Consider the following 26,197-nt stretch of genomic DNA (forward strand, 5'->3'; position numbering starts at 1 on the left):
GAATGTCTCCTCCTTGTCGAACCGCAACCACTGCGGCGGGTGTGAAACTCGGTGTCGACACCGGTCTGCGGTATCGCCTCGAAGCGAGCCTAACCGGGCTCAACCGCGGTCCATGACGCCAATATTCGGCTCAGGTGATCTGGCCGGAAATCAGCGACGCGATCGCGCTGGCTTGATTCCCGGGAGCCGGGGCGCAGGTCCGCACGTCGATCACCACGTTGGACCGGGCCTCCAGCGCGCGCTGGCAGACCTGCGCGCCGACGAGCAGCGACAGCGTCGCCCTCCCGTCCTCGGACAGCGCCGACCCCAGGTTGGCCGCCGCCGGCTCGCCGGCGCTGTTGGCCATGCTGACCGTCGTGTTCTCGCAGCGCCGCCAGGCCGACAGCTGCCGGTCCTGGAACATCGCGGCGTCGTCGGCGCTGGCGAACGCGCTGACCACCTGTTCCACGCTGCGGTTCGGATCGTCAAGGTCGACGATCCGCTGGCCGACCAGCGCCTGCATGCCGGATTCCTTGGTGTAGGCGACCGCGCTGGCCGGGTAGACCGCCGGCGCGCACTGCGGCGGGTCCGACGGGGTGGTGTGCGGTTCGGTGATCGGCATCGGCGTCGCGTCGGCCATCGCCCGCGACCACATCTGCGAGGCGATCGAATCCGCGGGCGCCAGCAGGTCCGGCAGCTGGTCGGCGGTGTAGGTCGCCAGCACCTCTTCTTCCTCGTCGTCCTGGTCCCGCATGATCGGGGCGATGGCCCGGGTGCCGCTGCCGCTGGTGACGTTGGTCAGGGTGGCCAGCATCGCGACGGCCGCCACGATGCCGCAGCCGGCCAGCCCCCAGCCGGCGACCTTGCGGCGGCGGGCGGCCTTGACCGCCGCGCTGGTCGCGCCGGTGTTCTCCGACGCCGCCGGGCCGCCGGTGATCTCGTAGCTGGGCAACCGCAGCCGCCAGCGCAGCATCGTCAGATATGCCAGCCCGAGCGCGGCCAACATGGACATGTCCAGCGTCCACCACTTGCCGGTGTGGTACCAGAGCAGGTCGTCGCTGGTTTCCAGCGGAGCCACGGTCAGCAGGTCGACGGTGGACGCGGTGGCGGCGTAACCCCAGCGGGCCGGCATCAACCAGGACAGTTGGGTCAGCCCGACGCGGCCGGTCACCGGGATCATCCCGCCGGCGAACACGATCGAGAGCATGATGACCACCACCAGCATCGGCAGCACCTGCTCGGTGGAACGGGCCAGCGACGACAACAGCAGGCCCACGATCGCCGAGACCACCGCGGTCAGGGTGAGCGCGAGGTAGAGCTCCAACACCGGGTTGCCCACCGTGGTCGCGCCTTGGGTCGGACCACCCTTGCCGAGCACCACGATGGCCAGCAGCGCCGCGGTCTGCAGTGCTGCGGCCAGGCTGTAGACCAGCAGTTTCGCGCCCAGGTACGCCGACGCGGACAAGCCGACGGCCTGTTCGCGGCGGAACACGGCTCGCTCGCCGACCAGGTCGCGGATGGTCAGCGCGGTGCCCATGAACACCGCGGCGATATTGAGCAGGATCAGCAGCTGGGCCGGCTCGGCGGGCGCGGATCCCGACGCCTTGGCCTCGCCGAGACCGGTGGATCCGGGCACCGCCAGCGCCAGGATGCCGAGCACCAGCGGCAGCGCGGTCAGGAACGCGAAGTAGCCGCGGTCGGCGACGATCAGCCGGGCCTGGCGGCGCGCCACCGTCCAGACCTGGCGACGCAGACTGGTTTGCGCGGGCTTGCCGACCGCTCCCCCGGCGGCCGCCGGCTCCGGGGGCGCGGTGATCCCGGCGCGGGCCAGGAAGGCCTGGTGCGCCGCTTCGGGTTCGGCGGCGACCCAGGCGAAGATGTCGGCCCAGTCGGTGGTGCCGGTGGCCTTGGCGATGTCGTCCGGCGCGCCGGCGTAAGCGGTCTTTCCGCCCGGGGCCAGCAGCAGCACCTGGTCGCACATCCGCAGGTAGGTCAGCGAGTGGGTGACCACCACGACCACGCGGCCGGCGTCGGCCAGCCGGCGCAGCATCGCCATCACCTGCCGGTCCAGCGCCGGGTCCAGGCCGGACGTCGGCTCGTCGAGGATGAGCAGCAGCGGGCCGGTCAGCAGTTCCATCGCGACCGACACGCGTTTGCGCTGTCCGCCGGAGAGGGTGTCGATGCGCTTGTCCCGGTGGCCGGTGAGCTCCAGTTCGTCGAGCACCCGGGTCACCACGGCGTCGCGGTCGGCCTTGGTGGTGTCCGATGGCAGCCGCAGTTCGGCGGCGTAGTCGAGCGCGCGTTTGACCGTCAGCTGACGGTGCACCACGTCGTCCTGTGGGACGACGCCGATCCTCGAACGCAGCGAGGCGTACTCGGCGTGCACGTCGTGGCCGTCGAAGCTGACCCAGCCGGTGGTCGGCCGGTTGCCGCCGCCGAGCACCCGGATCAGCGTCGATTTGCCGGCGCCGGAGGGGCCGATGACCGCGGTCAGGGTGCCCGGCCGCGCGGTGAAGGACACGTCCTCGAGCAGCCTCTTGTCGTCGTCGACGGTCAGCCCCACCCGATAGCAGCCGATGCCGGCGCTGTCGGCGGTGCTCTCCCGCACCGCGAGGGTCGTCCCGTCGAACACCAGGTCGGTGTTGCCGATGGTGACCACGTCGCCGGCGTGCAGCAGCGCTGCTTCGATGCGCCGGCCGTTGACGAAAGTGCCGTTGCCGGAGCGATTGTCGCGGATCTCCGGCCCGGCCGGCGTGGCGGTCAGGAAGGCATGCGTGCGCGACGCCAACGCGTCGGGGACCACAATGCCGCTCTGTGACGCGCGGCCGATGGACACCGCTCCGGCCGGTGGCGTCACCGCGCGCTGCGGCAGCACCCGTCGTACCACGGTGGTGACCCGCATGGACGATTCGTTGTCGTCCTGTGGCGCCGGCACCCGCATATTGGGTCGGTGCGGCATGCCCTGGGCAGGCATGCCCGACTGCGGCGGACCCTGGGGCGGCGCCCCCGCCTGCGGCGGCCGTGGGCCGCTGGGCGGGGTGGGCCGGCTCGGCGGCCGCGCCCGCGGGCCGGGCGCCGGCGGGCGCGGCCCGGCAAACGGTCCGGACGGTGGGCCGGCGTTCGGCGGGGCCGGAAATCCGGACGTCGCCGGCGCCGACGGCGATCCGGCGGCCGGCCGGCCGCCGCCGGCGCGCAGGTCGGCGACCCGCACAACCCCGGTGCCGAGTTCGAAGCTCAGCCGCGGTCCGTCAACCGCTCCGAGGTTCAGGGTGGACTCGCCGACAATGTCCAGCCGCGGGGTGCGCACGCCGTCGACGAAGACACCATTACGGCTGCGGTCCTCGGCGACCCAGTGATCCCCGTCCACACGCAGCACCAGATGCTCGCGGGAGACCCGCTGCTGCTCCGGGTTGTCATCGATGACGATGTCGCAGGTCGGATTGCGCCCCACCGTCACCTGCGCGGTCGGTGTGAAGGTGTGGCTGCGTGTGCCCCAGTGCACCGTCAACGGCGGCGCGCTGTTTGCCATCCCCATGAACTCCCCTTCGCGATAGGCCGCGGACCCCTAGCCCCGGCTGGGCATCATCCTGTCATCACTTCGGTGACCTACAGACCTCTAATTCGGGCGAAATCGGCGCCCGACGGTGGTCTGCGCGGCCTTCAGGCTTCGCAACGACGCAATTCACGATGATGGACCTGGCTGTGGGCGCCAAGGACGCAATGGGCAACGGCTATCGCCCGCATACCGGGTATTGGCGGCAGCCGCCGTGGGGGCAGCAGCCGCAATGGGCTCCCCCACCGCGCCGGGCGATCGCGACCGCCCCTACGACCGGGGCGAACTCACGGTGAGCTGCGGTTCCGGCGAGAAGCGACTGCTCCTGGGCCTCGACCCGTCCCACGGCGACGGCAGCTCGAAGTGGCTGCTGTTCAGCCTGCCGCTGGTATTGCCGAGTCTCGGCGCCTCCACCTTCCTGGTGGTCGCCCGGATCACGCGTAGGCGCAAACGGCCGCAGCCCGATCTGTGGGGACCGAGCGGGCCACGACGCTGGTGGCTTGTCGGCGCCGCCCGCTACCGTCGAACCATGCTCAACACCGTCGCCGTGCACGGGTACCGGTCGCTGCGCGAGCTGGCGGTGCCGCTGCGGCAACTGACCGTGATCACCGGTGCGAACGGGTCCGGCAAGTCCAGCACCTATCGGGCGTTGCGGCTGCTGGCCGACTGCGGTCGCGGCGAGGTGATCGGCTCGCTGGCCCGCGAGGGCGGGCTGAACTCGGCGCTGTGGGCGGGCCCCGAGCGTCTCGGCGGCGCGCGACGAACGGGGCGGACCGAGGGCACCGTGCGCCGAGAGTCGGTGTCGCTCGCGTTGGGGTACGCCGCCGACGACTTCGGCTACCTGATCGATCTGGGCCTGCCGGTCTACGCCGGGATCGGCTCACAGTTCGGCCGCGACCCGGAGATCAAGCGGGAGGCGGTCTTCGCCGGTCCGGTGCTGCGCCCGGCCGGCACGCTGGCGCATCGCGACGGCCCGTACGCCGCCGCCCGCGGCGACGACGGCGAATTCGCCAAACTGACCCAGGGACTGCCGACCTACCGCAGCCTGCTGGCCGAGTACGCCCAGCCGTCGGCGTTGCCGGAGCTCGCCGCGGTGCGGGATCGGTTGCGCAGCTGGCGTTTCTACGATGGTTTCCGGGCCGACGCCGGAGCCCCGGCCCGGCTTCCACAGGTCGGCACCCGCACCCCGGTGCTCGCCGACGACGGCCGCGACCTGGCGGCAGCGTTGCAGACCATCATCGAAACCGGCGTCGGCGCAGACGATCTCGCGGCAGCGGTTTCCGAAGCGTTCGAGGGATCCACCGTGTCGGTCGCGGTGCGCGACGGGCTCTTCGACGTCGAGCTGTCCCAGCCCGGCATGCTGCGATCGCTGCGCAGCACCGAATTATCCGACGGCACACTGCGTTTCCTGCTGTGGGCGGCCGCACTGCTGAGCCCGGAACCGCCGTCGCTGATGGTGCTCAACGAGCCCGAGACCAGTCTGCATCCGGATCTGCTCGGGCCGTTGGGCGCGTTGATCGCCGCCGCCGCGCGCAGCACCCAGGTGCTGGTGGTCACCCATTCGCAGCGGTTGTGCGCCGCGCTGGAGGTGGTCCCGGTCGCCGACGCCTCGGTCTACGACAATATCGAGGTGCGCCTGCGCAAGGACCTCGGCGAAACCCGGATCGAGGGCCTGGGCATGCTGGAACTCCCACCGTGGCAGTGGGGTTCACGCTGACGGTTCAGCCGTCAGGCCGCAGCGCCCGGGAGAACAGCACGTTCACCCGCTTCATGGCGAAGCTGTAGGGCAACCAGCCGAAGCGCTTGAACGCGTAAAACGCCCGGATATCCGGCGAGGTGTAGATCAGATACCGGTTCTTGGCGACGCCGGAGAGGATCTTGTCGGCGGCCTTCTCCGGCGAGACGGCGTGCCCGCTGAAGCGCTCGATCCACTTGTTGACCCGGGGATCATCGCGGTCGACCCCGGCGATGTCGACGGTCTTGACCAGTCCGGTGTCCACCGCGCCCGGCACTACCACCGACACGCCGATTTTGTGCCGGGCCAGGTCGAAGCGCAGCACCTCCGACACCCCGCGCAGGCCGTACTTGCTGGCGCTGTAGGCGGCGTGCCAGGGCAGCGCGACCAATCCGGCGGTCGAGGACACGTTGACGATCTGGCCGCCCTTGCCGGCGGCCATCATCGGCGGCACGAACTCCTCGATGACGTGGATGGGGCCCATCAGGTTGATGTCGACCACCGATCGCCACTGCTTGTGGGTGAGCTGGTCGACCGTCCCCCACACCGAGATGCCGGCGATGTTGAACAGCATGTCCAGCGATGGCTGCTGGGTGTGGATATCGGCGGCGAACTGAGCGACGGCGTCGAAATCGGAGATGTCCAGGGCGCGGGAGGCGGCGACCGTGGCGCCCAGCGCCCGGCAGTCCGCGGCGGCGGCGTCCAGGGCGTCGGCGGTGCGGTCGGTCAGGTATAGCACGGCGCCCTCGCGGGCGAGTTGCAGGGCGACCGCCCGACCGATGCCGCTGGCCGCGCCGGTGACCAGACAGTGCTTTCCCGCGTAGGTGCTCGTCATGGGGCTGACGATACCGCCGCGCCGGGACCACTCCAAAGCGCGTGCAGCCAGAGTTGCTCGAGCAGTCGCTGAGCCCGATCGCGGTCTCCGTCGGGACCGTTGAAGGTGCTGTCGCCGACGAGTATGAACGACGTCGTCGCGGTCAGCATCCGGATCAAGGCGGGCAGTTCGTCGCTGATCGGGTGGGCGGTGCCGGCGTCGACCTCGGCCTGCACCAGCTCGGTGATCTGCTGGATCAGCACGTCGACCTGCGCGTCGAGCAGGTCGCGGATCTCGGCGTCGGACCCGCGGGCGCGCTGACACGCCGTCACCACCGGGTCGTTGTGCGCGTAGACCAGAGTCGCGCTGGTCACCATGCGGCGCGCGAATTCCGCCGGTGACTCGTCGCCGCCGCGGGGTGCGAAGAACTTCGTGAGTTCCTGCAGTTCGGCGTTGACCTCGCCGAGGATGTGGGCCAGCACGGCGTACTTGGAGTCGAAGTAGAAGTAGAAACCCGAGCGCGCCACCCCGGCGCGGTCACTGATCGTGCTGACCGAGAGCTCGGCGAACGGCTTCTCCTGCAGCAGTTCCCGGACGGCGTCGACGATCGCCTGCCGCTGCCGGTCGCCACGGCTGCGTGGCCCCGCGGCCGGACTCACACCCTGATCTGCGCTCATCAGGAAAAGAATGCACTACAACGCGCCCGAACAAAAACTTGACAGGCGTCAAATTCGGCCGCAGGATGGCGTCGGAAGTGATTTACGCCACTAGGACCACCCGTTCATGCCCCGAGGAGTCAGGTTGGCCACCATCAGCACCCCCCACTACCTGCTGGATCAGGCCAAACGGAAGCTCAAGCCCAGTCCGGTGACCATGCCCGGAATGGGCGCCGTCGAAGGCCGGCTGCGCAACCGCGAGTGGAAGCAGTACGTGCTCGCCGAACCGCCCGCGGGCAGCGGGCTCAAGGCCGTCCGGGGCGACGACGGCCTGCCCGTCATCGGCCACACCATCGAGGTGTTCCGCGGCGGGGTGGAGTTTGTGCTGGACAACTACCGCCGCTTCGGCCCGGTGTACTACAACAAGTCCCCCGCCATCTCCGCGGTGGCGGCGATGGGCCCCGACGCCACCCAGGCGGTGTTCACCAACCGCAACAAGGACTTCTCCCAGCGCGGCTGGGAGCCGGTGATCGGCCCGTTCTTCGAGGGCGGGTTGATGATGCTCGATTTCGACGAGCACATGTACCACCGCCGGATCATGCAGCAGGCGTTCACCCGGGAACGACTGACCGGCTATGTGCCGCATATCGATTCGGTCGCCACCAAGGTGCTGGCCGGCGATTGGCCGACCAACGACCCCCGATTCCTGTTCCACCCGGCGGCCAAGGAACTCACCCTGGACATCGCCTCGGAGGTGTTCATGGGGCACACCGCCGGCGCGGACCGCAAGCTGGTCACCACCGTCAACCACGCCTTCTCCACCACCGTCCGGGCCGGGAACGCGATCGTCCGCTCCCCCATCCCGCCACTGGCCTGGTGGCGGGGCATCCAGAAGCGCAAGACCCTGGAACACTATTTCCGCGGTGAGATCGCCGAGAAGCGCCGCTCGGAGAGCACCGACATGTTCAGCGTGCTGTGCCATGCCCGCGACGAGGACGGCGCGGCCTTCACCGACGAGCAGGTCATCGCGCACATGATCTTCTTGATGATGGCCGCGCACGACACGTCGACGTCGACGCTGACCACCATGGCCTACCACCTGGCGGCCAATCCGGAGTGGCAGCAGCGCTGCCGCGAGGAGTCCGACGGCATCGGCGACGGCCCGCTGGACATCGAGACGCTGGAGTCGATGACCACCTACGACCTGGTGATGAACGAGTCGCTGCGGATGCTCACTCCGCTGCCGTTCAACTTCCGCCGGGCCATCCGGGACACCGATCTGCTGGGCTATTTCATTCCGGCCGGCACCAATGTGGTGATCTGGCCGGCGCTCAACCATCGGCTGCCGGAGCTGTGGACCGATCCGGAGCGTTTCGACCCGGCCCGGTTCGCCGAGCCACGCAGCGAGCACAAGCGGCACCGCTACGCCTTCAACCCGTTCGGCGGTGGCGCGCACAAATGCATCGGGATGATTTTCGGCCAGTTGGAGGTCAAGACCGTCATGCACCGGCTGCTGCGCAACTACCGGCTGGAATTGGCGCGCCCGGACTACAAACCGACCTATGACTGGGGTGGCATGCCGGTCCCGGTCGACGGTCTGCCGATCGTGTTGCGGCCCCGCTGAGGTTGCAAGCAAAGCCGGAGGAACGGAGGCTTGCGCAGCAGGCCTCAGCGCATAGACCCCGCTGAGACCGGTCAGGCCAGCGCCAGGAACAGCTTCTCCAGCTGCTCCTGGTCGAGTTCCGGGGCCCGGCCGTCGACTTCGGCGCCCACCACGCATTCCCGCAGTCCGGTGACGATGATCTTGAATCCGGCGCGGTCCAGCGCCTTGGACACCGCCGCCAGCTGGGTGACGATGTCCTTGCACTCCCGGCCGTCCTCGATCATCGAGATGACGCCGGCGAGTTGCCCCTGCGCGCGGCGAAGGCGGTTGAGCACCGAGGCGATGGCCTCTTCGTCACCGATCATGGCAGTCTCCTCACGCTATGGGCGGGTCTCCGATCGTACCCTGGGGGGTATAACGCGGGGGTCCTCCCGCGTCTTCCGCACCTTCTTGGCGCGCCGACGCCGCACCGCCGAGATGACCGTGCGGGTCAGCAGCACCAACAGCGTGGCGGTGGCGACCGCGATCCCGGCGGCTGGGTGCACTTCCTGACCCAGCACCAGCGCCGCCATGAACAACACGAACCAGCCGAAGATCGCCCGCAACCGCGCCGGTGGAATCCGGGAGGCCAGCGGCGCGCCGATCAGGCTGCCCAGCACCGCCGCGCCGGTCACCATCGCCGCGAAGCGCCAGTCGACGGCCGTCGCGGCGAGGTGCCCGGCCAGCCCGGCGAAGGACTGCATGGCGATGACCGCCAGCGAGGTTCCGACCGCGACCGGCATCGGCAGGCCGGCCAGCAGCGTCAGCGCCGGCACCAGCATGAACCCGCCGCCGGCGCCCACCAGTCCGCTGAGCACACCGACCAGCAACCCGATCATCAGCAGCGCCGGCAACTTCACCGGGCGGACCTCAGCGTCCTCGCGCCGCGGCCGCAGCATCGCCGAGCCGGCGCCGAGCATGAGCACCGCGAAAATCGCCAGCAGGACATAGCCGGGGATGAACTGCGCCAGCAGGCCGCCGCCGAACGCGCCGGCCATGGCGGCCAGACCGAAGACGCCGGCGATCTTCCACCGCACCCGTTTGCCGCGGGCATGGGCGATCGCCGCGACGGCAGAGGTGACGCCGACGACCAGCAGCGACGTCGCGATGGCCTCCTTGGTCTCCATCCCGGCCACGTAGACGAGCAGCGGCACCATCAGAATCGCGCCACCGCCGCCGAGCAGGCCGAGCGTGACGCCGACCAGCACGGAGAGTCCGACGGTGAGCGCGATCATGGCCGGCTGGCCACCAGTTGGTCGACGATCTGCGCGGCGTCACAGCTGGCCGCGGCGCGGTTGTAGGGCAGCTTCGACAGCAGCATTCCCATGGCGCAGGTGTTCGACAGCGCGGCGAAGGCGAGGCCGGCGCCCATCGCCCCGGCCACCCATTTGGCGCGCGGCAGCGCGACGCTGGCCAGCACGGCGGTCAGGATCGCCGATCCGGCGACCAGCCGCACCTGCCGCTCCAGTTCCCACTTCTGTGAGCCCCGGTTGACCGGGAATCCCCGGGCCTCCCAGTCGACGATGCCGCCGGTGAGGATGTGCAGGTTGGGCAGTCCCGCGTCCCGCAGCGCCTCCTCGGCCTGGCCGGCCCGCTGCCCGGATCGACACACCAGCACGACGTCGTCGTCGAGGTGCGCGCAGATCTCGTCACGATGTTCGCGCAGCAGATCCAACGGCACGTTGTAGGAGCCGGGAATGTGAGCGGTCTCGAACTCCGCCGGTGTCCGGACATCCAGGATTCGGGGCGCGTCCGGGGCGGCGAGCATCTCGGTCAGCCCGTGTGCGTCGACGGTGATCGGCGCGCGTGGCGTCATGGTCATGGCGGTCCTCCGTAGTGTTCAGCCTACCTTCGACAATATACCCCATGGGGTATCTACCCATCATTGCACACGATACCGCCCGGGGTATAACCTGGCCTGCGAACGTAGCCCGAAAGGAACCGATATGTGCTATCCGGTGAAGTGCCCCAAGTGCGGCAAGACCACCTGGGACGGCTGCGGCCAACACATCGACGACGTGAAGAAGAACGTCCCCGACGATCAGTGGTGCACCTGCCCGCGCTGAGCGCGTCGTCGGCAGAACACGCCCGCCAGTGATGGGCGGGTGACAAGATCGAGCCACTCTCCCAACCGACACCATCTCGGAGGACCAGTGGCCACACCCTCGGCGTCGAGGCGCCAGGAGGACGTCGTCGGCGATATCACCTACGTGCAAAACGACCCCGCGCTGCCACCGGTGGCGATCATCGACCGCTCCCCCATCACCGTGCGGCATCGGGTCATTTTCGCCGTGATCGCGCTGGTGGCGGCGGTGGCGTGGGCGGTCATCGCCTTCGCCCGCGGCGAGACGGTCAACGCGGTCTGGTTCGTGCTGGCCGCCGTCTGCACCTACGTCATCGGGTATCGGTTCTACGCGCGGCTGATCGAGATGAAGATCGTCATGCCCCGCGACGACCGGGCCACCCCGGCGGAGATCTACGAGAACTCCACCGACTACATGCCCACCGACCGCCGGGTGCTCTTCGGGCACCACTTCGCGGCGATCGCCGGGGCGGGCCCGCTGGTCGGCCCGGTGCTGGCCATGCAGATGGGCTACCTGCCCGGCACCATCTGGATCATCATCGGCGCGCTGGTCGCCGGCTGTGTGCAGGACTACCTGGTGCTGACCATCTCGGTGCGCCGACGCGGGCGGTCACTGGGCCAGATGGCCCGCGACGAACTCGGCGCCGTCGGCGGTGTGGCGGCCATCCTGGCGGTGCTGACCATCATGGTGATCCTGCTGGCGGTGTTGGCGCTGGTGGTGGTCAACGCGCTCGCCGAAAGCCCATGGGGCGTCTTCTCCATCGCGATGACCATCCCGATCGCCATCTTCATGGGCCTCTACCTGCGCTTCATCCGGCCCGGACGGGTCTCCGAGGTCTCCCTGATCGGCGTGGTCCTGCTGCTGCTCGCCGTGGTCTCCGGCGGTTGGGTCGCCGAAACCTCGTGGGGCGCAGACTGGTTCACCCTCTCCAAGGTCACGCTGAGCTGGTGCATCATCCTCTACGGCCTGGCCGCCTCGGTGCTGCCGGTGTGGTTGCTGCTGGCGCCTCGGGACTACCTGTCCACCTTCATGAAGGTCGGCACCATCGCGCTGCTGGCCGTCGGGATCCTGCTCGCCCAACCGATGATGCAGGCGCCGGCGGTCTCGCAGTTCGCCACCCGCGGCGACGGGCCGGTGTTCGCCGGGGCGCTGTTCCCGTTCCTGTTCATCACCATCGCCTGCGGCGCGCTGTCCGGCTTCCACTCCCTGATCTCCTCGGGCACCACGCCCAAGCTGCTGGAGAAGGAAGGCCAGATGCGGCTGATCGGCTACGGCGGCATGCTGACCGAGTCGTTCGTCGCGATCATGGCGCTGATCACCGCCGCGATCATCAACCAGCACCTGTACTTCACCCTCAACGCCCCGTCGGCGATGACCGGCGGAACCGCCGAGACCGCCGCCGAATACGTCAACGGCCTCGGCCTGTCCGGGGCGCCGATCACCGCCGACGAGATCACCGCCGCGGCCGAGAGCGTGGGCGAGGAATCCATCGTCTCGCGCACCGGTGGCGCGCCGACGCTGGCGTTCGGCATGTCCGAAGTGCTGCACCAGGTCTTCGGCGGGGAATCGATGAAGGCGTTCTGGTACCACTTCGCGATCATGTTCGAGGCGCTGTTCATTCTGACCACCGTCGACGCCGGCACCCGGGTGGCGCGCTTCATGCTGTCCGACGGCCTGGCCAACCTCGGCGGGCCGATGAAGCGGCTGCAGGACCCCAGTTGGCGGATCGGCGCGTGGACCTGCAGCGTGATCGTCGTCGCCGCCTGGGGGTCCATCCTGCTGATGGGCGTGACCGACCCGCTCGGCGGCATCAACACCCTGTTCCCGCTGTTCGGCATCGCCAACCAGCTGCTGGCCGCGATCGCGCTGACCCTGATCACGGTGGTGGTGATCAAACGGGGGCTGCTGCGCTGGGCCTGGATCCCGGGACTGCCGCTGGCCTGGGACGTCCTGGTCACCATGACGGCGTCCTGGCAGAAGATCTTCTCGGCCGACCCGAAAGTTGGCTACTGGAAACAGCATTCGCTGTACGTGGCGGCCAAGGAGGCCGGCGAGCAGAGCTACGGCGCCGCCAAGACGCCGCAGCAGATCGACGCCGTCATCCGCAACACCTTCATCCAGGGCACCCTGTCGATCATCTTCGCGCTGCTGGTCCTGGTGGTGCTGACCGCCGGCGTCATCGTCGCGCTGCGCTCACTCAAGGGAACCGCGCCGCCGCTGACCGAGGAGGAAGCGGTCCCGTCGAAGATCTTCGGCCCGGCCGGTCTGATCATGACGCCTGCGGAGAAGGAGGTGTCCAAGGAATGGGACGAGTACTACCGCACGCACGCGCACTCGCGCGCCAAACCCGTTGGTACGTCGCATCATTGATGGGCGACAACCACTACCGCCGGTACCTCGAACACCACGCCCGGACGCATCCGGGGGAACCGGTGCTGTCCGAGCGCGACTACTGGCGGAGCCGCTACGCCGCGGCCGACGCCAACCCGGGCGCCCGCTGCTGCTGAACCAATCGAGTTGCGACAGCGACTGATGGTGTTGCTGTGCCCAGATTGTCACGGGTGATCCCGGTCGGAGGCTCCTGCCTGCGGCGAGCGTGCAGCTAGGGCCGGATTCGCGGCGAGCGTGCAGCGGCGTCCGCCCCCACCTGGGCAAACGCGAACCTGCACGCTCGACACGGATTCCGACCTCCGTGCACGTTCGCCAACAGTGAGGAGCCTGGCGGCTCGGCTAGCTGCGGCCGAAGACGATCGTCTGGTTCTCGTGGCGCACGATGCGGTCCTGGCAGTGCCACAGCACCGCGCGGGAAAGCACCGCGCGTTCCACATCGGCGCCCAGCCGCACCAGGTCGGCGATGCTGTGGGTGTGGTTCACCCGGACCACATCCTGCTCGATGATCGGCCCGTCATCGAGCACCTCGGTGACGTAGTGGGCGGTGGCCCCGACCAGCTTCACGCCGCGTTCCTTGGCCTGGTGATACGGCGCCGCGCCGATGAAGGCCGGCAGGAACGAATGATGGATGTTGATCAGCGGGCAACCCACCTCGGCCAGGAACTCCGGGGAGATGATCTGCATGTAGCGGGCCAACACCACCAGATCGACGTTGCCCTTGAGCAACTCGAGCTGACGCTGTTCGGCCTGCGCACGGATGTCGCGGGTGGCCGGAATGTGCACGAACGGCACACCGAACGGGCGGACCTGCTCGGCCAGTTCGGCGTGGTTGCCGATCACCATCACCACCGACATGTCCAATTCGCCGCGGCGGTTGCGCCACAGCAGGTCCAGCAGGCAGTGGTCGGTCTTGGAGGCCATGATCGCCACCCGTTTGGGTTTGGCGGCCTCGGCGAACCGGTAGTCGATGTCGAACTCGGCCGCCACCGTGGCGCCGAACTCGCGATCCATCTCCTCCAGCGCGGCCGACAGACCGGGCCGGTGAAAGATGGTGCGCTGCAGGAACGTTCCACCCTCGGCCTCGGTGGAGTGTTGATCCAGCGAGACGATGTTGGCGCCCGCGCGGGTCAGGAAGGTGCTGACCGCGGCGACGATGCCGGGCCCGTCCGGACAGCGCAGCAGCAGCCGGCCGATATCGGCGTCGCTCACCTCGGACATACCGTCACTCTCCTGCGGCGCCCGCCCCGGACCGTCCGGGGCTGTCGCCGCGAGAAAGCCTACTCAGCCGTGCCCGACGCGGTCAGCGCGCGGTGGGCGCCCCGGCCGGACGTCCGGCCCGACGGGGACCACGGCGACGCTGCGGCGCGGGCTGGCCGGCCGACGCGTGCTGACGAGCGGGCGCCGAACCGGTGCTTTGCCCGCCGGCACGCGACTGCCCGGCGCCACGACTCTGACCGCCACGAGCCTGACCGCCACGACCCTGGCCGGATCGGCCCTGACCGCCACGGCCCTCGGCTGCGCGGCCCTGCCCCGCACCACGGCCCTGGCCGCCGGAGCGCGCCTTGGGCTGGCGCGACGCGGTGCTCTTGACCGGCGCCGGGGCCGGCATCTGCAGCGGGGCGACCTCGCCGACCAGCGCGGTCACCGACTCGTGGTCGGCATGGACCTGCTGCGGCGCGGCGGTGATGCCCGCCTTGCGCAGCAGCACCTTGGTGTCGGCGCGCTGCTCGGGCAGCACGATGGTGACCACGTCACCGGCGCTGCCGGCGCGGGCGGTGCGCCCGGAGCGGTGCAGGTAGGCCTTGTGCTCGGCCGGCGGGTCGACGTGCACCACCAGGCCGACGTCATCGACGTGCACACCGCGGGCGGCGATATCGGTGGCCACCAGCACCCGGGCCGACCCGTCGGCGAACGCCGCCAGGTTGCGGTCCCGGGCGGGCTGGGACAGGTTGCCGTGCAGGTCCACCGACGGAACGCCGGACTCGGTGAGCTGGCGGGCCAGCTTGCGGGCCTGATGTTTGGTGCGCATGAACAGGATTCGTCGATCGGAGCCGGACGCGAGCATGCGCACCAGGTCCTTCTTGACGTCCGCGCCGGACACGTGGAACACGTGATGGGTCATCGCGGCGACCGGTGAGTTGGCCTCATCGACGCTGTGCGACACCGGATTCGACAGGAATCGCTTCACCAGCTTGTCCACCCCGTTGTCCAGGGTCGCCGAGAACAGCAGTCGCTGCCCGCCGGCGGGGGTGGCGGCCAGGATGCGGGTGACACCGGGCAGGAAGCCCAAGTCGGCCATGTGATCGGCCTCGTCGAGCACGGTGGTCTGCACCGCATCCAGGCTGATCAGCTTCTGCCGCATCAGGTCTTCGAGCCGGCCGGGGCAGGCGACGACGATGTCGACGCCACCGCGCAGCGCGGTCTCCTGCCGGGACTGGGCCACCCCGCCGAAGATCGTGGTGACCTTCAGCCCAAGGGCGGCGGCCAGCGGTTCGAGCGTCGCGGTGATCTGAGTGGCCAGCTCCCGGGTCGGCGCCAGCACCAGGCCCGACGGCCGCGACGGCGCCCGCTTGACGCCCGCCAGTCGGGCGGCCAGCGGGATGGAGAAGGCCAGCGTCTTGCCGCTGCCGGTCTTGCCGCGGCCCAGCACGTCACGGCCGGCCAGCGAATCGGGCAGGGTGGAGATCTGGATCGGGAACGGGCTGGTGATGCCGCGCTCATTGAGGCTGTCGACCAACGCGGCGGGCACGCCCAGGTCGGCAAAAGTCGGTTGTTCGGTCATGAGTTTCGTCCTGACATCAGGTGTGCGCAGCGCGGCCGCAGGGTTGGGCGGCGGTGGCACAAGTGGCGAGATTGCCGGTGGGCAAAATCGATCGCCGCAAAAAAGCTTGTGCACCTTGCACGAATCATCGGATGCCGACGTCGTGCCGGACCGGTGGATGATGAAGCATTCCACGACGTATTGGCGCATCGGGCGCGCCAACGTTCGAACTCACCCTATCCGACGCCCGCCCCATTCCCCCGATGCGGCAACCCACTGTGAGCAAACGCACCACCGGCTCAGTGCATCGCGCCTTCGGTCGGCCGCGTGCCCGACGCCCGGAATCCGGCCACCGCAAGCACCGTCAGGGCGATCGCGAGCAGCGCGTACACGACGGCGTCCAGGGTGGTCAGGCGCTCCCCCAGTAGCAACGCGATACCGAACAGCAGCACCGGTTCGACGTAGGTGAGCAGCCCGAACACCGGCATGCTCAGCATGGTCGAGGCCGCGACATAGGCCGTCATGGCCACCGCGCCGGCCAGCCCGACGACCACAACGGCGCCGTATCCACCCGCGCTCGACGGTCCCTGGCACGCCACGATCAGCAACACCGAGACCGGGACCGACAGGGCCACCTCCGCGCCGAAGGCCGCGGCGTTGTCCAGCCGGAACCGTCGGCGCAGCGCGAAGTACAGCGCATAACCCACGCACACGGCGAACGTCACCCAGGAGATCGTCGCGGCGGCGATCACCTTCATGCCGACCGCTGCCACGGCCATGCCGATGGCCACCCACTGCATGGGGGTGACCGATTCGCGGAATCCGATCCGTCCGACCAGCACCAGCACGATCGGCAGCAGCAGGTAGCCCAGGGAGGCGTCCAGCGCGTGCCCGTGCACCGGCGCCCAGCTGAACAGCCACATCTGCGATGTGACAAGGAAACTCGTGAACAGGAACAAGATGGGCAGCCACCAGGTCGCGGTCACCGTCCGCCACAGCTCGGCCAGCAGCCGACGCCCGGTCGCGGTTGCCAGCGCCAGGGCGTAGCAGGCCGCGGTGATCACCATGCGCCAGCCGAAGAGCGCCTCCGGGGAGGAGTCGACCACGCCGGAGATGTAGAAGACCAGGCCGAACAGGGCACTCGCCAGCAGCGAGTACCCGACGCCTCGGAGGTTGTGAGAGCTGTGATCGGTCATCTCGATTGGACACGGTAGAACGTCGCCACGCCGCAGCTTCGCTCACCGCCTCGGCCGCGGGATTCGGCCACTGGGTAACGTACGAATGCAGACTGTGACGACAGTCACGTCAAGGAAGGGAAGCCGCCTATGGGGCCCGGCCCGAAGTCACCGTCGACCATCGCGTCGTTCATCGGTTTCGCGGGCAGGCAGGCGACGCGGCTGATGCCGCGCCTGCGCCCCGGCAATCTGGATGACCGCGACCCCGACGCGATCCGCGAGCTGCTCCCCGGACTGTGGCTGCTGGTCAGCGCCTGGTTCCGGCCCGACGTGCGCGGGCTGCACCACCTCCCGGACTCCGGCCCGGCGTTGATCGTCGGGAACCACACCGGCGGCATCATGTCGCCGGAGGTGCTGATCAGCCAGCTGGCCATCACCTCGTATTGCGGCGCCGGGCGCCCGTTCTTCCAACTCGCCCATCGAATGGTGCTGAACTCCCCGCTGGCCCCGATCCTGCGCCGCTTCGGCACCGTCGAAGCCGATCCGGAGAACGGCCACACCGTGCTCGCCGAAGGTGGTCTGCTGCAGGTCTTCCCCGGCGGCGACTACGAGGTGTACCGGCCGACCAGCCAGTCCGGGATCATCGACTTCGGCGGCCGAAAGGGCTTCCTGCGGCTGGCCCTGCGCCACGACGTGCCGATCGTCCCGCAGGTCACCATCGGCGGCCAGGAGACAGCGCTCTTCCTGACCCGCGGCGACCAGCTCGCCCAGCTGCTGCGGCTGGACCGGCTGTTCCGGCTGAAGGTGCTGCCGATCGTGATCTCGCTCCCGTTCGGCGTGACCCTGCCGTTCGCGCCGTTCCTGCCGCTGCCGGCCAAGATCACCATCGTCTACCTGCCGCCGATCGACCTGCGCGCCACCTACGGTGAGGACCCAGACCTCGACGTGGTCTACGCCGACGTCGTGGCCACCATGCAGGACGTGCTCAGCGCCCTGCAGTCCGAGCGGAAGCTGCCGGTGATCGGATGAAAATCGAACACAGCGACATCGTCGCCGCCCCCATCGAGCGGGTCTGGGAGATGTGCGCCGATCCGGCCGCTATCTCCCGGTTCGGCGACGGCACCGTCACCATCACCCCGCAGTGTCCCGGCGAGCCTGCCGTCGTCAACGCCCGCTACCGGGTGATGGTGGGTGTGGGCGGCGTCATCGCCGGCAGCAACGCCATCGTCACCGAGTCGACGCCGCCCCGCGAGTTGGCCTGGGCGTCCTACACCGGGATCTCGCATCGCTTCCGCATGCGCCTGCGCCCGGCGCCCGGCGGCACCCGGGTGACGCTGCGGCTCTCCTATGACGCACCCGGGATTTTCGGCGGCCTGGCCGACTTCGCCGCCTATCCGGTGATGCGATCGATGGTGCACGACTTCGTGGCGAATATGAAGGCCACGGTGGAGGGCAGCCAGGAACCCAGCGACGAACCATCGGCCCCACAGCGGATCATCGACGAGGTCGGCCACCTGACGGTGCTCGCCCGCGCCGGGATCATCGTCCCCATGCGACCCGACCGCCTGATCCGGATCGCGCTCGCCGCCCGCAGCTGGGGCCTGAGCATGGGCGCCCTGATCGCCGTCGGGGCGGCCCGGCACCCACAGCGGGAGGTGCTGATCGACGAGGACGGCGCGCTCACCTATGCCGAAGCCGACCGGCTCACCTCGCAGATCGGGGCGGGGCTGCGCACCCTCGGCGTGTCGGAGGGCGACGCGGTGGCGCTGCTGGCCCGCAACGGCCGCGGATTCCTGCTGGCAGCCGGCGCCATCGCGAAGGTCGGTGGCGACGTGTTGCTGCTGAACACCTCGTTCTCCGGCCCGCAGATCGCCGATGTGTGCCGACGAGAAAGCGCGTCGGCGCTGATCTGTGACGCCGAGTTCACCGAGTTGGTGTCCGGCGCGGCGGAGAACCGCCGCACGGTGCTCGTCGATGACGCCGACGGCCGCGACGAACCGACGCTGGCCGGCCTGGCGGCCAAACACAGCGCCGGCGCACTGCCGTCACCGAGCCGGGCGGGCCGGATGATCATCCTGACCTCCGGCACCACCGGCGCCCCGAAGGGCGCCAGTCGCGGCGCCACCTCGGGCGGCGCTCTGCCGACCCTGGAGGCGCCCGCCGCGCTGTTGGAGCGGATCCCGCTGCACGCCGGCATGCGCATCGGGTTGGCCGCGCCGGCGTTCCACGCCTGGGGATTGTCGAACCTGCTGCTCGGGCTCGCCCTGGGCGGCACGCTGGTGTGCCGGCGACGCTTCGACCCCGAGGCGTGGCTGGCCGCCATCGACCAGGAGCGGATCGAGGCGCTGGTCGTGGTTCCGGTGATGCTCGCGCGGATCCTGGAGTTGCCTGCCGCCACCCGGGATCGCTACGACCTCTCGTCGCTGCGGGTCGTCGCCGCGTCCGGGTCGGCGCTGCCGGCCGGGCTGGCCGAACGCTGGATGGACTTCTACGGCGACAACCTCTACAACCTGTACGGCTCCACCGAGGTGGCGAACGCGACCATCGCCACTCCGGCCGACCTGCGGGCCGCCCCCGGAACGGCGGGTCGGCCGACACGCGGCACCACGGTGCGGCTCTACGACGACGCCGGCGTCGAGGTTCCGCAGGGCCGGGTCGGCCGGATCTTTGTCGGCAACTCCCAGCTGTTCGAGGGCTACACCGGCGGCGGCGACAAGGATCGCCTGCACGGGCTCGCCGCCACCGGCGACGTCGGGCGGTTCGACGCCGCCGGGCGGCTCTTCGTCGAGGGCCGGGATGACGACATGATCGTCTCCGGCGGGGAGAACGTGTTCCCGAAAGAGGTCGAGGACGTCCTGGCCGGCCATCCTGGCGTCGACGAGGCCGCGTGTGTCGGGGTGCCCGACGAGCGGTTCGGCCAGCGCCTGCGCGCCTTCGTCGCCGTGCGCGACGGCCACACCGTGACCGACGACGAGTTGATCACGCTGGTCAAGACCACCCTCGCCGGTTACAAGGCGCCGCGCGAGGTCGTCTTCGTCGATGCGCTGCCCCGCAACGCGACCGGCAAGGTGCTGCGCCGCGAGCTGGTGGATGATCTCGCGGGGCGGATGACCGTCCCGGATGACTTCAACGACTGGACCGACGCCGACGAAGCCGCCGGGGTCGAGCGCGACTGAACTGGCGCCGGGTACGGCGCACCGGGCCGGGTAGCGTCCCATCACATGTGGACCAAACCTGCCTCGAACATGAGCGTGCTCGCCGCGCTCGCGGGAACCTTCCTCTTCTTCGGCGGCCTGATCTACGGGTACGTCGCCCTGAACCACCTGGCCGAGCACGATTCGCTGCGGTGGGAGTGCACCGTCCGAACCGGGACCCAGACGCAGGACTGCGAACTGGAAGCCAGCGGCAGCCCGAGACTGCTCATCGAGGCCAAACAAGGCCGCGTCGTCCTCGCCGCCGGGTTGATGGTCTCGGGCGCGGTGCTTCTGGGCGCCGGCATCCTCGGCGGCCGCCAGCAGTTCCACTACTCGGCCCCGACGGGTTACACCCCGCCGGCCGCCGGCTACCCGCCCGCGTCGGGTTTCCCCCCGTCCGGGCAGTCCGGGGGCGCGCCGAGCTACCCGCCGCCCGACACACGCTCACCTCACGAGTGAGCCGGACGGCTGGGCGCTATGAGAGACGCCTGGGCCAACAGAAGCGGCAGGTCAGAGAAATTCTCTGACCTGCCGCTTCTTTGGTGGGCCTGACGGGACAGCTATCGAACCCCTCGTGCTCACTCAGGCGAATGCTCCGACCTGTCAGGTGACCCGAGCTGCGAACCCTCCGCGGTCCTGGCGGTCGTGCACGAGTGCGACGACCTCAACCTCACCTCGGGCATCATTGATACGGAACCAGATCTGATACGGAAACACCGCGAGATGCGCGCGTCGAGCCTGCCCTCGGACCAAACGGAATGCTGTTGGTCGCTCCCTGATTTTCACTATCGTCGCATCGAAATCGTTCGCAAGTCGCAACGCTTGCTCTGGCACCTGTGCGATATACCAGTCAACCGCATCAACGAAGTCGGCCTGAGCCGCCGACGTGACGACAAGCTGGAAAGTCAACGGATACGAGATCTCAGGTCCGCCGAAACATCCTCCCAGGAACGACCCAGACCCGGGTTCGCGTCAGCCTCTGCAATCCGCGCATCAATCAGCGCAGCAACCTCAGCAGATACAGGAAACGACTCAGCGTCAACCGTTCCCAAGATCGCGTCGGCCAGTTCGACGCGCTCCGCTACACTGAGCCGCTTCGCCTGCGCCAGAAGTGACTGATCGACCATGAAACCCATGGTAGCCGCAACCAGGCCTTCGAGGCAGCTTGAGCCGACGTGGGCAAAACACCAATCGCCCCTCCGACTTCCTCGGAAAGGGCGATTGACCTGCAATTGTTCCAGTGGAGCTAAGGGGATTCGAACCCCTGACCCCCACACTGCCAGTGTGGTGCGCTACCAACTGCGCCATAGCCCCAAGTTTGTTTCGTGCCACACGAAGTTACACCAGAACCCGCGTCAGCATCAAAACAGCTGCTCACGGCACTTCCCCGCCGCATTCCGGGCCCAGCGGCCGGACCGGCGTGTGCTCACCGGGCCCCAGCGCCACCATGCCCCGGGTCTCCGGCGCGGTCACCCAGACCAGCCCCGCGACCAGCAGAATCGCCCCGCTGATCATGAACGCCGCGCCGAAGGACACGAACTGCGCGATCAACCCGACGGCGGTGGCGCCTAGGATCGAACCCAGGTCCGCGCTCATCTGGAAGCCGGCCACCGCGGTGCCGCCGCGCGCCTTGTTGCCGAGCACGTCGGCGACTGCGGCCTGTTGCGGCGAGCTGAAGACGCCGGTGGAGAACCCCGCCAGCAGCGCGGCCGCCAGGAAGAACACCAGGTCGTCGGAGAGTCCGACGGCCGCGGTCGCCAGGCCGGCGGTGAGCAGCCCGGCGATCATCAGCCGTCGGCGGCCGATCCGGTCCGACAGGTGCCCGCTCGGGATGACCGCGGTGACATTGCCGATGGCGAAGGTCGCCAGGGCGATGCCGGCCATCCGGGCGTCTCGGCCCAGCACATCGATGACGAACAACGGCACCAGCGCGACCCGCAACCCGAACGCCGTCCACCCGGTGGCGAAGTTGCTCAGCAGCGCCGCGCGGTACGCCCCGTTGCGCAGCACCGCGCGGATCCCGACCCGAACCTCGCCGTCGGCGCTGCGGGCGGCCATCGCCGAATTGCGCAGCGCGACAAACACCATGGCGGCCACCAACAGCAGCGCCACCCCGTAGATCAGGAACGGCGCGGCCAGACCCAGCCCGGCGGTCAGGCTGCCCAGCAGCGGACCGCCCACCGAGCCGACCAGGAACGCCGAGGAGAACATCCCGGACACCCGCCCCCGGGCGTCCGGCGGGCTGATCCGGATCATCAGTCCCAGTGCGGAAATGGTGAACATGGTGGAGCCGATTCCACCGAGCGCGCGGAACGTCAGTAGCTGCCAATAGGTTTGGGCGAACGCGCACGCCAGCGTCGAGGCGGCGACGATCAGCAGGCCGGTGACGTAGACCGTGCGCTCCCCCAGCCGCTGCACCAGCAGCCCGGCCGGCGCCGCGAAAGCCAGCCGCATGATCGCGAACGCGGTGATGACGAACGTCGCCGCGGCGATGGACACCCCGAAGTGCCGCGCGTAATCGGGTAGCACCGGGGCCACCACGCCGTAGCCCAGCGCGATGACGGCGTTGGCGCCGATGAGCACCCACACCTCGGCGGGCAGCCGGGCGCGGGCGGCCCCGTCGACCGCCGGGTCGTGCGCCCGCTTCACGCGATGACGGAGTTGACCACCTCGCGGGCGGCCTGCTGCACCTGCGCCAAATGCTCAGGGCCCTTGAAGGATTCGGCGTAGATCTTGTACACGTCCTCGGTGCCCGACGGGCGCGCGGCGAACCAGGCGTTCTCGGTGGTGACCTTCAGCCCGCCCAGCGGCGCCCCGTTGCCGGGCGCGGCGGTCAGCTTGGCGGTGATCGGCTCGCCGGCCAACTCGGTCGCGCTGACCTGCTCCGGGGACAGCTTCGCCAGCCGCGCCTTCTGCTCCCGGTCCGCGGGCGCGTCGATCCGGGCGTAGGTCGGCGCGCCGTACTGCTCGGCCAGCTCGGCGTAACGCTGCGACGGCGTCTTGCCGGTGGTCGCAAGAATCTCCGAGGCCAGCAGCGCCAGGATGATGCCGTCCTTGTCGGTGGTCCAGGTGGTGCCGTCGGTGCGCAGGAACGACGCGCCGGCCGATTCCTCACCGCCGAAACCGATTGTGCCGCTGATCAATCCGGGCACGAACCACTTGAATCCGACGGGCACCTCGATCAGCTCGCGGCCCAGTCCGCCGACCACCCGGTCGATGATGGAGCTGCTGACCGCGGTCTTGCCGACCGCGACGCTGCCCGGCCATCCGGGCCGGTGGGTGTAGAGGTAGTCGATCGCCACCGCCAGATAGTGGTTGGGGTTCATCAGACCACCGTCGGGCGTGACGATGCCGTGCCGGTCGGCGTCGGCGTCATTGCCGGTGGCGATCTGGTAGTCGCCGATCTTGCCAATGAGGGACGCCATCGCGTTCGGCGAGCTGCAGTCCATCCGGATCTTGCCGTCGCCGTCGAGCGTCATGAACCGCCAGGTGGCGTCGACCAGCGGGTTGACCACGGTCATGTTCAGGTTGTGCGTCTCGGCGATCGCGCCCCAGTAGTCGACGGCCGCCCCGCCGAGTGGGTCCGCGCCGATCCGGATGCCTTCGGCCCGGATCGCGTGCACGTCGACGACGTTGGGCAGGTCGGCGACGTAGGCGCTCATGTAGTCGTGCCGCTGCGCGACGCCCAGCGCGCGGGCCAGCGGAACCCGCTTGACCTCCTTGAGCCCGCCGCGCAGGATCTCGTTGGCGCGCTTGGCGATAACCGAAGTGGCGTCGGTGTCGGCGGGTCCGCCGTTGGGCGGGTTGTATTTGAACCCACCATCGCGCGGCGGGTTGTGCGACGGGGTGACGACGATGCCGTCTGCCAGATCCGAATCACGACCGCGGTTGAACGTCAGGATCGCATGGCTGACCGCCGGGGTCGGGGTGTAGCGGTCGGCGGCGTCGATCATCGCGACGACGTCGTTGGCGGCGAGCACCTCCAGCGCGGAGGTCCAGGCCGGCTCGCTCAACGCGTGCGTGTCGCGGCCGAGGAACAGCGGGCCGGTGGTGCCCTGCGCGGCGCGGTACTCGACGATCGCCTGGGTGGTGGCCAGGATGTGCGCCTCGTTGAACGCCGCGTCCAGACTCGACCCGCGATGCCCGGAGGTGCCGAAGGCGACCTGTTGGGCGATGTCGTCGGGATCGGGCTGCACCGCGTAGTAGGCGGTCACCAGGTGCGGCAGATCGATCAGGTCTTCGGGCAGAGCCGGTTGTCCGGCGCGGGGGTGGGCCATGCGTTGATTCTGCCCCTCCGACCCGACCCCTGTCTGGCCGTCGATCCCGTTGGGGCAATACTTTTTCACCGTGTTCGGTCACGATCGCCGGGAACTGGCGGCCGTCTTCGTCGGCGGCGCCGTCGGCGCCCTGGCACGCGCCGCGCTGGCGACGCTGATGGTCCCCGATCCGACCCGGTGGCCGTGGCCGACGTTCATCGCCAACATCGTCGGGGCGCTGCTGCTCGGCTGCTTCAGCACCCGACTGCTGGAGCGGCTGCCGTCGTCGAGCTACCGCCGCCCCCTGCTGGGCACCGGGTTCTGCGGCGGATTGACCACCTTCTCCACCATGCAGGTCGAGACGCTGCACATGCTAGCCGCGCACCAGTACCTGCTGGCCGCCGGGTACTCGCTCGCCAGCGTGGCGCTCGGGTTCGCCGCCGTCCATGTGGCCACCGTGGCGACCCGGCTCGGTTTCGAGCGGCGGCCCGGATGAACCCGTTGCTGACCTGGTCGCTGATCGCGGTGCTCGGCGGCCTGGGCGCGGTGGCCCGCTTCGTCGTCGACCGCGCGGTCGCCACCCGCGTCGCGCGCTCGTTCCCCTACGGCACCCTGACGGTGAACCTCACCGGCGCGTTCGCCCTCGGATTCGTCAGCGCCCTGACCCTCGGGCACACCACCGCGCTGCTGGTCGGGACCGGTTTCATCGGCGCCTACACCACCTTCTCGACCTGGATGTTCGAAACCCACCGGCTGGCCGAGGAACGCCAATTCGTCCCGGCGCTGGCCAACGTCGTCGTGAGTTCGGCGCTCGGAGTGGCAGCGGCGCTGCTCGGTAGCTGGTTAGCTGGGGTACTGCAATGACCGACATCCTCAAGCTCAGCGCCTATGTCGCCGAACGCGCCCGCCACCGGGGGCATTCGTTGACCGAGCAGATGTTGGAACTGTTCGCCGAGCGGCGGGTGACCACCAGCGTGGTGCTGCGTGGCATCGCCAGCTTCGGCCCGCAGCACATCGTGCGCACCGACGAGTCGCTGACGCTGTCGGAGGACCTGCCCGCCCTGGTCCTCGCCGCGGACACCGCCGAGGTCATCGCCCCACTGGCCGAGCAGGTCGGAGAGATGCTCGACCGAGGCCTGCTGGTCGTCGAGCACGCCGAGCTGGTCGATTGCTCGTTGCCGGAGTTCGCCCGGCACCGCGACGCGGTGCGGCTGACGGCCTATTTCAGCCGCCGGCAACGCGTCGCGGGGGTGCCCGCGCACATCGCCGCCACCGCGCTGCTGCACCGGCTCGGGTTCTCCGGGGTGATCACCTATCTCGGTGTCGACGGCACGGCGGCCGGCGAGCGCCATCGCGCCGGGTTCTTCAGCCGCAACGCCAACGTGCCGCTGACGCTGCTGGCCGTCGGCAGCCGGGAGCAGGCCCGCGCCGCGGCGGCCGAACTGCGGCAGATGTTCGGCGGCCCGTTCGTGACCGCCGAGCAGGCCCAGATCTGCAAGGCCGACGGCGCCCTGCTGTCCCGTCCTCTCCCGTTGCCCGACGACCAGCTGCTGCAGAAGCTGATGGTCTACACCGACGAGAATTGGCTGCACGACGGCGAGCCGGTCCACCGCGCGTTGATCCGACGGCTGCGGGACTCCCCCTGCGCGGGCGCGACTGTGTTGCGCGGGGTGTGGGGGTACTGCGGGCAGCAGCGACCGCACGGCGATCAGCTCACCCGGCTGACCCGCGCGGTGCCCGTCAGCACCACCGTCATCGACACCGCCGAGGGCATCGAGGCCGCCTTCGACATCATCGATGAGCTGACCGCCGAGCACGGCCTGGTGACCAGCGAGCGGGTGCCCGCCGCAGTGGCGGTGCACGGCCGGAATCGGTCCGGCAGCACCCGTCTGCGCCCCCGCGGCAACCGCCCGAACGGGTAGGTGAGGCTAGCCTAGGCTTAGCCCCCGGTGTACGG

General features: G+C 69.5%; 23 protein-coding genes, 1 tRNA gene and 1 pseudogene. 10 read left to right on the forward strand and 15 right to left on the reverse strand.

Features of this window, described 5'->3' with window-relative positions:
- Window positions 1-130 precede the first annotated feature (130 nt).
- Window positions 131-952 carry a sensor domain-containing protein gene (locus tag L2Z93_RS19305; RefSeq protein WP_370745851.1) on the reverse strand — a complete coding sequence of 274 codons (822 nt, stop codon included), beginning with the start codon at window positions 950-952 and terminating at the stop codon, window positions 131-133.
- Window positions 929-3,514: pseudogene (locus L2Z93_RS19310) on the reverse strand (ATP-binding cassette domain-containing protein); the annotation flags it as partial. The pseudogene L2Z93_RS19310 and the gene L2Z93_RS19305, both read right to left, overlap by 24 nt.
- Before the next feature lie 547 nt (window positions 3,515-4,061).
- On the opposite strand from L2Z93_RS19310, the gene L2Z93_RS13420 reads away from it, so the two are divergent.
- Window positions 4,062-5,249: an AAA family ATPase gene (locus tag L2Z93_RS13420; protein ID WP_090586301.1), complete on the forward strand. Its 1,188-nt coding sequence runs from the start codon at window positions 4,062-4,064 to the stop codon at window positions 5,247-5,249.
- Window positions 5,250-5,253: 4 nt separating this feature from the next.
- On the opposite strand, the gene L2Z93_RS13425 is transcribed toward L2Z93_RS13420, so the two are convergent.
- Together L2Z93_RS13425 and L2Z93_RS13430 are read right to left on the reverse strand one after the other, a co-directional pair.
- Window positions 5,254-6,102, reverse strand: a complete 849-nt coding sequence (locus L2Z93_RS13425) for an SDR family oxidoreductase (protein WP_090586182.1) — start codon at window positions 6,100-6,102, stop codon at window positions 5,254-5,256.
- Window positions 6,099-6,758 (reverse strand): TetR/AcrR family transcriptional regulator, encoded by a 660-nt coding sequence (locus L2Z93_RS13430; RefSeq protein WP_090586186.1) that lies wholly within the window; start codon window positions 6,756-6,758, stop codon window positions 6,099-6,101. The genes L2Z93_RS13425 and L2Z93_RS13430 overlap by 4 nt, the downstream gene beginning before the upstream one ends.
- Before the next feature lie 124 nt (window positions 6,759-6,882).
- On the opposite strand from L2Z93_RS13430, the gene L2Z93_RS13435 reads away from it, so the two are divergent.
- Entirely contained in the window at window positions 6,883-8,361 is a 1,479-nt protein-coding gene (locus L2Z93_RS13435) for a cytochrome P450 (RefSeq protein ID WP_193438928.1), read from the forward strand.
- A gap of 71 nt (window positions 8,362-8,432) precedes the next feature.
- Here the strand turns inward: L2Z93_RS13435 and L2Z93_RS13440 are convergent, their stop codons facing one another.
- Genes L2Z93_RS13440 through L2Z93_RS13450 form a run of 3 tightly spaced genes read right to left on the reverse strand, consistent with a single transcriptional unit; the run spans window position 8,433 to window position 10,195 of the window.
- Complete coding sequence (locus L2Z93_RS13440) at window positions 8,433-8,705, reverse strand: metal-sensitive transcriptional regulator (protein ID WP_090586194.1); 273 nt, start codon at window positions 8,703-8,705, stop codon at window positions 8,433-8,435.
- Between the two features lie 15 nt (window positions 8,706-8,720).
- Entirely contained in the window at window positions 8,721-9,614 is an 894-nt protein-coding gene (locus L2Z93_RS13445) for a sulfite exporter TauE/SafE family protein (protein WP_090586197.1), read from the reverse strand.
- A complete protein-coding gene (locus L2Z93_RS13450) occupies window positions 9,611-10,195 on the reverse strand; it encodes a rhodanese-like domain-containing protein (protein ID WP_090586303.1) in 585 nt (194 codons plus the stop codon). The genes L2Z93_RS13445 and L2Z93_RS13450 overlap by 4 nt, the downstream gene beginning before the upstream one ends.
- A 337-nt stretch (window positions 10,196-10,532) precedes the next feature.
- Here L2Z93_RS13450 and L2Z93_RS13455 point away from each other — a divergent pair, with 337 nt between their 5' ends.
- Together L2Z93_RS13455 and L2Z93_RS13460 are read left to right on the forward strand one after the other, a co-directional pair.
- On the forward strand, window positions 10,533-12,833 hold the full coding sequence (locus L2Z93_RS13455) for a carbon starvation CstA family protein (RefSeq protein WP_090586202.1): 2,301 nt from the start codon (window positions 10,533-10,535) through the stop codon (window positions 12,831-12,833).
- Complete coding sequence (locus L2Z93_RS13460; protein WP_370745859.1) at window positions 12,833-12,970, forward strand: YbdD/YjiX family protein; 138 nt, start codon at window positions 12,833-12,835, stop codon at window positions 12,968-12,970. The genes L2Z93_RS13455 and L2Z93_RS13460 overlap by 1 nt, the downstream gene beginning before the upstream one ends.
- Before the next feature lie 223 nt (window positions 12,971-13,193).
- Here L2Z93_RS13460 and purU read toward each other — a convergent pair whose 3' ends face one another.
- The 3 genes from purU to rarD form a co-directional block, all read right to left on the reverse strand.
- Window positions 13,194-14,072 (reverse strand): formyltetrahydrofolate deformylase, encoded by an 879-nt coding sequence (gene purU, locus L2Z93_RS13465; RefSeq protein WP_090586213.1) that lies wholly within the window; start codon window positions 14,070-14,072, stop codon window positions 13,194-13,196.
- A gap of 82 nt (window positions 14,073-14,154) precedes the next feature.
- Window positions 14,155-15,636, reverse strand: coding sequence for a DEAD/DEAH box helicase (locus L2Z93_RS13470; RefSeq protein ID WP_090586218.1), 1,482 nt, complete (start codon window positions 15,634-15,636; stop codon window positions 14,155-14,157).
- Window positions 15,637-15,914: 278 nt separating this feature from the next.
- On the reverse strand, window positions 15,915-16,811 hold the full coding sequence (gene rarD, locus L2Z93_RS13475; RefSeq protein WP_090586222.1) for an EamA family transporter RarD: 897 nt from the start codon (window positions 16,809-16,811) through the stop codon (window positions 15,915-15,917).
- A gap of 129 nt (window positions 16,812-16,940) precedes the next feature.
- On the opposite strand from rarD, the gene L2Z93_RS13480 reads away from it, so the two are divergent.
- Genes L2Z93_RS13480 through L2Z93_RS13490 form a run of 3 tightly spaced genes read left to right on the forward strand, consistent with a single transcriptional unit; the run spans window position 16,941 to window position 20,443 of the window.
- Complete coding sequence (locus tag L2Z93_RS13480) at window positions 16,941-17,819, forward strand: 1-acyl-sn-glycerol-3-phosphate acyltransferase (RefSeq protein WP_090586225.1); 879 nt, start codon at window positions 16,941-16,943, stop codon at window positions 17,817-17,819.
- Window positions 17,816-19,966, forward strand: a complete 2,151-nt coding sequence (locus tag L2Z93_RS13485) for an AMP-binding protein (RefSeq protein ID WP_090586229.1) — start codon at window positions 17,816-17,818, stop codon at window positions 19,964-19,966. Before L2Z93_RS13480 ends, L2Z93_RS13485 begins: the two co-directional genes overlap by 4 nt.
- 45 nt (window positions 19,967-20,011) lie before the next feature.
- Window positions 20,012-20,443, forward strand: a complete 432-nt coding sequence (locus tag L2Z93_RS13490; protein ID WP_128111834.1) for a hypothetical protein — start codon at window positions 20,012-20,014, stop codon at window positions 20,441-20,443.
- Between the two features lie 144 nt (window positions 20,444-20,587).
- On the opposite strand, the gene L2Z93_RS13495 is transcribed toward L2Z93_RS13490, so the two are convergent.
- The 5 genes from L2Z93_RS13495 to pgm form a co-directional block, all read right to left on the reverse strand.
- Entirely contained in the window at window positions 20,588-20,893 is a 306-nt protein-coding gene (locus L2Z93_RS13495) for a type II toxin-antitoxin system RelE/ParE family toxin (RefSeq protein WP_162561863.1), read from the reverse strand.
- Window positions 20,890-21,111: an addiction module protein gene (locus L2Z93_RS13500; RefSeq protein ID WP_162561864.1), complete on the reverse strand. Its 222-nt coding sequence runs from the start codon at window positions 21,109-21,111 to the stop codon at window positions 20,890-20,892. Before L2Z93_RS13500 ends, L2Z93_RS13495 begins: the two co-directional genes overlap by 4 nt.
- Window positions 21,112-21,225: 114 nt before the next feature.
- Window positions 21,226-21,298: transfer RNA gene (locus L2Z93_RS13505), tRNA-Ala, on the reverse strand.
- Window positions 21,299-21,358: 60 nt separating this feature from the next.
- Window positions 21,359-22,633 carry an MFS transporter gene (locus L2Z93_RS13510; protein WP_090586242.1) on the reverse strand — a complete coding sequence of 425 codons (1,275 nt, stop codon included), beginning with the start codon at window positions 22,631-22,633 and terminating at the stop codon, window positions 21,359-21,361.
- A complete protein-coding gene (pgm, locus tag L2Z93_RS13515; RefSeq protein ID WP_090586306.1) occupies window positions 22,630-24,261 on the reverse strand; it encodes a phosphoglucomutase (alpha-D-glucose-1,6-bisphosphate-dependent) in 1,632 nt (543 codons plus the stop codon). Before pgm ends, L2Z93_RS13510 begins: the two co-directional genes overlap by 4 nt.
- Before the next feature lie 70 nt (window positions 24,262-24,331).
- Here pgm and crcB (L2Z93_RS13520) point away from each other — a divergent pair, with 70 nt between their 5' ends.
- The 3 genes from crcB (L2Z93_RS13520) to L2Z93_RS13530 are packed head-to-tail and all read left to right on the forward strand — an operon-like array spanning window position 24,332 to window position 26,162.
- Window positions 24,332-24,736 carry a fluoride efflux transporter CrcB gene (gene crcB / locus L2Z93_RS13520; protein WP_090586244.1) on the forward strand — a complete coding sequence of 135 codons (405 nt, stop codon included), beginning with the start codon at window positions 24,332-24,334 and terminating at the stop codon, window positions 24,734-24,736.
- Window positions 24,733-25,104 carry a fluoride efflux transporter CrcB gene (crcB, locus tag L2Z93_RS13525; protein ID WP_090586248.1) on the forward strand — a complete coding sequence of 124 codons (372 nt, stop codon included), beginning with the start codon at window positions 24,733-24,735 and terminating at the stop codon, window positions 25,102-25,104. Before crcB (L2Z93_RS13520) ends, crcB (L2Z93_RS13525) begins: the two co-directional genes overlap by 4 nt.
- A complete protein-coding gene (locus tag L2Z93_RS13530) occupies window positions 25,101-26,162 on the forward strand; it encodes a DUF190 domain-containing protein (protein ID WP_090586249.1) in 1,062 nt (353 codons plus the stop codon). Before crcB (L2Z93_RS13525) ends, L2Z93_RS13530 begins: the two co-directional genes overlap by 4 nt.
- Window positions 26,163-26,197 lie beyond the last annotated feature (35 nt).

It is taken from the genome of Mycolicibacterium brumae (genome assembly GCF_025215495.1).
Lineage (GTDB): Bacteria > Actinomycetota > Actinomycetes > Mycobacteriales > Mycobacteriaceae > Mycobacterium > Mycobacterium brumae.

Coding starts and splice junctions, on each gene's coding strand:
- L2Z93_RS19305 (WP_370745851.1), bottom strand. CDS start 952: ATGCTGCGCTGGCGGCTGCGGTTGCCCAGCTACGAGATCACCGGCGGC.
- L2Z93_RS13420 (WP_090586301.1), top strand. CDS start 4,062: ATGCTCAACACCGTCGCCGTGCACGGGTACCGGTCGCTGCGCGAGCTG.
- L2Z93_RS13425 (WP_090586182.1), bottom strand. CDS start 6,102: ATGACGAGCACCTACGCGGGAAAGCACTGTCTGGTCACCGGCGCGGCC.
- L2Z93_RS13430 (WP_090586186.1), bottom strand. CDS start 6,758: ATGAGCGCAGATCAGGGTGTGAGTCCGGCCGCGGGGCCACGCAGCCGT.
- L2Z93_RS13440 (WP_090586194.1), bottom strand. CDS start 8,705: ATGATCGGTGACGAAGAGGCCATCGCCTCGGTGCTCAACCGCCTTCGC.
- L2Z93_RS13445 (WP_090586197.1), bottom strand. CDS start 9,614: ATGATCGCGCTCACCGTCGGACTCTCCGTGCTGGTCGGCGTCACGCTC.
- L2Z93_RS13450 (WP_090586303.1), bottom strand. CDS start 10,195: ATGACGCCACGCGCGCCGATCACCGTCGACGCACACGGGCTGACCGAG.
- L2Z93_RS13460 (WP_370745859.1), top strand. CDS start 12,833: ATGGGCGACAACCACTACCGCCGGTACCTCGAACACCACGCCCGGACG.
- purU (WP_090586213.1), bottom strand. CDS start 14,072: ATGTCCGAGGTGAGCGACGCCGATATCGGCCGGCTGCTGCTGCGCTGT.
- L2Z93_RS13470 (WP_090586218.1), bottom strand. CDS start 15,636: ATGACCGAACAACCGACTTTTGCCGACCTGGGCGTGCCCGCCGCGTTG.
- rarD (WP_090586222.1), bottom strand. CDS start 16,811: ATGACCGATCACAGCTCTCACAACCTCCGAGGCGTCGGGTACTCGCTG.
- L2Z93_RS13480 (WP_090586225.1), top strand. CDS start 16,941: ATGGGGCCCGGCCCGAAGTCACCGTCGACCATCGCGTCGTTCATCGGT.
- L2Z93_RS13485 (WP_090586229.1), top strand. CDS start 17,816: ATGAAAATCGAACACAGCGACATCGTCGCCGCCCCCATCGAGCGGGTC.
- L2Z93_RS13490 (WP_128111834.1), top strand. CDS start 20,012: ATGTGGACCAAACCTGCCTCGAACATGAGCGTGCTCGCCGCGCTCGCG.
- L2Z93_RS13500 (WP_162561864.1), bottom strand. CDS start 21,111: ATGGTCGATCAGTCACTTCTGGCGCAGGCGAAGCGGCTCAGTGTAGCG.
- pgm (WP_090586306.1), bottom strand. CDS start 24,261: ATGGCCCACCCCCGCGCCGGACAACCGGCTCTGCCCGAAGACCTGATC.
- crcB (WP_090586248.1), top strand. CDS start 24,733: ATGAACCCGTTGCTGACCTGGTCGCTGATCGCGGTGCTCGGCGGCCTG.
- L2Z93_RS13530 (WP_090586249.1), top strand. CDS start 25,101: ATGACCGACATCCTCAAGCTCAGCGCCTATGTCGCCGAACGCGCCCGC.